Annotated in this window: 3 protein-coding genes; 2 read left to right on the top strand and 1 reads right to left on the bottom strand. The window is 39.7% G+C overall.

The features are described 5' to 3' along the window. Window positions 1-103 precede the first annotated feature (103 nt). Window positions 104-514 (top strand): hypothetical protein, encoded by a 411-nt coding sequence (locus F6K22_RS31205; protein WP_293107206.1) that lies wholly within the window; start codon window positions 104-106, stop codon window positions 512-514. 982 nt (window positions 515-1,496) lie between these two features. Here F6K22_RS31205 and bluB read toward each other — a convergent pair. Continuing rightward, a complete protein-coding gene (gene bluB, locus F6K22_RS31200) occupies window positions 1,497-2,150 on the bottom strand; it encodes a 5,6-dimethylbenzimidazole synthase (protein ID WP_293107203.1) in 654 nt (217 codons plus the stop codon). 375 nt (window positions 2,151-2,525) lie between these two features. On the opposite strand from bluB, the gene ribBA reads away from it, so the two are divergent. After that, complete coding sequence (ribBA, locus tag F6K22_RS31195) at window positions 2,526-4,262, top strand: bifunctional 3,4-dihydroxy-2-butanone-4-phosphate synthase/GTP cyclohydrolase II (RefSeq protein ID WP_293107200.1); 1,737 nt, start codon at window positions 2,526-2,528, stop codon at window positions 4,260-4,262. Window positions 4,263-5,026: the final 764 nt, after the last annotated feature.

The raw sequence follows: 5,026 nt of genomic DNA, 5'->3' as shown, positions 1-5,026 counted from the left end.
TGACAGGAGGTAGGAGGTAGGAGGTAGGGAAAAAAAGTGTTTTCATCACGCTATTATCCGGAGAAAGGAGACAGGAGGTAGGAGGTAGGAGGTAGGGAAAAAAGTGTTTTCATCACGCTCTTATCCGGAGACAGGAGACAGGAGAGACGGTGAAATTGCTCCTCAACCAGTCAGAATGTTATTAAGTGGCATGACAATAGTAGCGATCGCTGTCTTACTCTTCGTTAACCTGAGTGCAGAAGTTAACGCCCTTGATAATGAGTTTGTGGAATTAGCATCTCCTACACCTGCTATTAGCAAAAATCAAACAGTACAAGTAGAATTATCAGGAGATACCCAAGCGGTTGTTGGTAAATTAGCAAATCAAACAATCAAAGTTACTAACCCCACCACAGGAGAAGCAGTCACAAATGTGCAAGTTACTATTCAATCAGTTGCTTTAGAGAGTAACGCATTAATGTTTGGCTATCAAGGTACTCCCGATACTACTGGAAAATTGACCAGGCAAGAATAGTTTTTCGATGGCGCACCCCATCAGGTAACAGCAAAGGTAACTCCTTTTGCTAGTGCTTCTCAAAAGTTTGCACCATTAGAAGTATCTCAAGAAATAGAAGTAGAAGGTATCGCACCTCCATTATTGATTCGATTCATCAGTTTATTCTATTTCACATTGATTTTTGTCGTAGGATTAGCTGTAGGATTCTGGTTTAATAACAGCAACCTTAGTATTAGAAGTCTCTAATATAGAATCCGGATAATTAGTATCGCTAAGTCCGCAGCGAGTGGAACGGAGTGGAACGAAGCAATCTCATAGGTAAGGCGAGATTGTTTCCTATCGTGGCAATGACGACTGTTCAACCGGATTTTATATAAGGGGATTGGTGATTAGGTAATGTTTTTCAATATTTATGAACTGTACAACTATAGTTTTTTCATAGATATTTAAGACAAAAGCATTACGCATTTACCAACGCCTATATAAGAAGTTGTTTGTAAACTCATAAAAACCTCTCTCCAAACCTCTCTCCTACGAGGAGAGAGGCTTTGAAACCCCATTCCCTTGTAGGGAAGGGGGGTAGGGGGGTTAGGTTTGCGCGGATTCATCAATTCTATCCAATACTTCTCAAACAGCTTCTAATAAATATCTGAAAATAATCTAGGGACTTTACATGAAATGTCCCTAGGAAAGTTTAACAAAGAGCTTATTTATTTGCTGAATAACTCTATTAGACATCTTCAATAATCAAAAATAAAATCAGTTATCCCGTAGAAATCATCAATTATTTACCGAACAATCAAGGTTTAAAGCCTCTCACTCGCCGTGGATAAAAAAGCGGTCGGAAAGCGCAGCATTCCGTCAGGATGGGATGGCGAGGTTTCCTCGCCATATCCAATCTCCCCTTGAGAAGAAAAAAAATTCCTTTTTAACCAATCCTATCCGTTTTTAAGAAGAGGTAATTATTAATTATTAATTGTTAATTATTAATTATTGAACCCTACTCCCTACTCCCTTGATAACCATCATAATAAATCACTGCCTCCTTTAATTTACGCTTTTCCCAGTTAACAATTTCCAGCAAAGGACGTTCTGTGAATTCTGTGACATAACCTAAACATAAATACGCTATTAACTCATTTTCTGGAGGAGCATTGAGAATAGTTTTTACCTCTTTTTCATCTAAAATACTTACCCAACCCAACCCTATATTCTCCGCTCTAGCCATTAACCACAAATTTTGAATTGCCAGACAAACACTGTACGGTCCAACTTTATCCATACTTGTTTGACCCATAACAGGAGTAAGTGAAGGTTTATAAAAAACAGCAATGTTAATAGGAGTTGTGGTAATTCCTTCCAATTGAAAATTATTATATAACGGTCTATCTTTAAAGATTTCTTTAGCTTTTTTATTTTCTCTTTCAAAAGATGCCTTGATTTTGGCTTTGATTGATGAGTCACGAATAATTACAAATTCCCAAGGTTGGGAAAAACCAACTGAAGGGCCAAGTAAAGCAGCTAAAAGTAACCGCTCAATTTTTGTATCGGGAATTTCTTCATTAATAAAGTTTTCCCCAAATTCTGTTCGGCGATGAACGATAATATCTGCAAGTATTTGACGTTCTTGTTCTGTAAAAATTCTACCTTTCATATTATTTACTTCCAATTATTGTATGATATTTTCTATCTGAAACTCAATTACTTAATAGAGTCTTCAAGTTGCTGTAAAGTATATTCTCAACTATTGGCGTGTCAAGCTTAAAATGGTGTGTTAGGAACGAGCAACAAACGAAGACCTCTCCCCCCTGCCCCTCCCCCTCTCCTGCTAGGAGAGGGGCTTGACCCCCTTCCCTGGGAGGGAAGGGGGTTGGGGGGTTAGGTTTTTTAACCCACATTTTCAAGGTTGACACGGCACTATCTATCTAATTTATTCATTCTTGTTACAATACTTCCGTAGCCTAGGAAACCCTATCATCTTTGTATATCGTTATAATCTTTGTATACTTTTAAACATATTTTGAAAAAAATGACAAAACCAGGGAAGCTATCTGTCAATAAACAGCCAAACCAACAATTTCAATTTGACTCTATTGATGCTGCACTAGCAGATATTAAAGCAGGTAAGTCTGTAGTAGTAGTCGATGATGAACATCGAGAAAACGAAGGAGATGTAATTTGTGCAGCTCAATTTGCTACTCCAGACATGATTAACTTTATGGCAGTAGAAGCTAGAGGTCTAATTTGTCTGTCATTGACAGGCGATCGCCTTGACGAATTAGATATTCCACTTATGGTTACTAAAAATACTGACAGTAACCAAACTGCTTTTACCGTCAGTATCGATGCTTCCCCACAGTTGGGAGTTTCTACTGGTATCTCAGCAGAAGACAGAGCAAATACTATTCAAGCAGTTATTAACCCTACTACCAAACCGGAAGATTTACGTCGCCCCGGTCATGTCTTCCCCATTCGAGCTAAAGAAGGAGGAGTATTAAAACGAGCAGGTCATACAGAAGCTTCTGTTGACTTAGCTAGATTAGCAGGTTTATATCCAGCGGGAGTTATTTGTGAAATTCAAAACCCAGACGGTTCGATGGCAAGATTACCTCAATTAATAGAATATGCTCAAACTCATAATCTGAAATTGATCAGTATTGCTGATCTTATCAGTTATCGCATCAGACACGATCGCTTTGTCTACCGAGAAGCTGTTGCTAAATTACCCTCGCAATTTGGTGAGTTCCAAATTTATGCTTACCGCAATACTCAAAATAACTCGGAACATGTAGCTATTGTTAAAGGCAATCCAGAAGAGTTTCCGGAAAAAGATGTCATGGTGCGGGTACATTCTGAGTGTCTGACTGGAGATGCTTTCGGTTCCCTCCGTTGTGACTGTCGAATGCAACTGCAAGCAGCGATGAAAATGATTGAAAATGCGGGTGCGGGAGTGGTCGTCTATTTGCGACAAGAGGGTAGGGGAATAGGTTTAATTAATAAAATGAAAGCTTATTCATTGCAGGATATGGGATTAGATACTGTGGAAGCTAATGAAAGATTAGGGTTTCCAGCAGATTTGCGCAACTATGGTGTGGGAGCACAAATATTACATGATTTGGGCGTGAAGAAAATTTGTTTGATTACAAATAATCCCCGGAAAATAGCAGGTTTAAATGGTTATGGAATTGAAGTAGTAGATCGAGTTCCTTTGTTAATTGAAACAACAGATTATAATTCTGCTTATTTGGCGACTAAGGCGCAAAAATTAGGTCATATGTTGTTACGCAGTTATTTAGTAACAATTGCTATTGATTGGAATTATCAAAACACAGAAGGAAAATTTGCCGATAATTCTTTGGTTAAAACTTTGAAATCTCCAGTTCAACAGCGCTATGAATATTTGGAAAAATTACGCAGTTTAATCAAAGAATATGATTTTCTGTTGCGGGAAGAAACTAGAGCAGTGGCAACAGCGGTTTTTGCTCAAGCACCTTTAATAGTTAATTTTGGTTTAGAAAAAGCAACATTAATTACATCTGAATGGTATCAACAATCAAATAATCCTTATTTGGAGGCGATCGCTAAAGTCTTAACAGAAATATCCCAATGGGAAAATATTTTCAAATTGGAATTTATCATCGCTTCTGGTTCCGATCCCATGACTACCTTGCAAGTACAACTCGAACGTCAGAGTTTTGAAATAACTGAATTATTGACAGTTATGGAACATTTGGAAACACAAAAAATTTACAGTTTAAAAGTTTAGTGGTTTATATAAAATCCGGTTGAACAGTGGTCATTGCGACGATAGGAAGCAATATCGCGCCCCTTGAGATTGCTTCCTTCCACTCCGTTCCAGTCGCTGCGGACTTTACAGTAACTAATTACCCAGATTCTATATTAGGAGTCAGGAGACAGGAGTCAGGAGTCAGAATGAAAGAAGGAGGTGAAAATGTCCGCAGCGAGGGGGATGGGAAACACGCTTAAGTCTATGGTTGGCATTTTCACCCCCCCAAGCAATCCCAATCCCAATACTAGAGATTGCTTTCCTAAGGTCATGCTCCGCAAACGCTGCCGCTCGCAATGACAATGTGAAAATGTCCGCAGCGAGGGGGGGTGGGAAACACGCTTAAGTCTATGGTGAGAATTTTCACCCCCCCAAGCAATCCCAATCCCAATACTAGAGATTGCTTTCCTAAGGTCATGCTCCGCAAACGCTGCCGCTCGCAATGACAATGTGAAAATGTCCGCAGCGAGGGGGGGGTGGGAAACACGCTTAAGTCTATGGTTGGCATTTTCACCCCCCCAAGCAATCCCAATCCCAATACTAGAGATTGCTTTCCTAAGGTCATGCTCCGCAAACGCTGTCGCTCGCAATGACAATGTGAAAATGTCCGCAGCGAGGGGGGTGGGAAACACGCTTAAGTCTATGGTTGGCATTTTCACCCCCCCAAGCAATCCCAATCCCAATACTAGAGATTGCTTTCCTAAGGTCATGCTCCGCAAACGCTGTCGCTCGCAATGACAATG

This window comes from Okeania sp. SIO2F4 (genome assembly GCF_010672385.1).
Taxonomy (GTDB): domain Bacteria; phylum Cyanobacteriota; class Cyanobacteriia; order Cyanobacteriales; family Microcoleaceae; genus Trichodesmium.
Note: the sequence above shows the minus strand (reverse complement) of the source record. Positions and strands in the feature narration are given on the sequence as shown.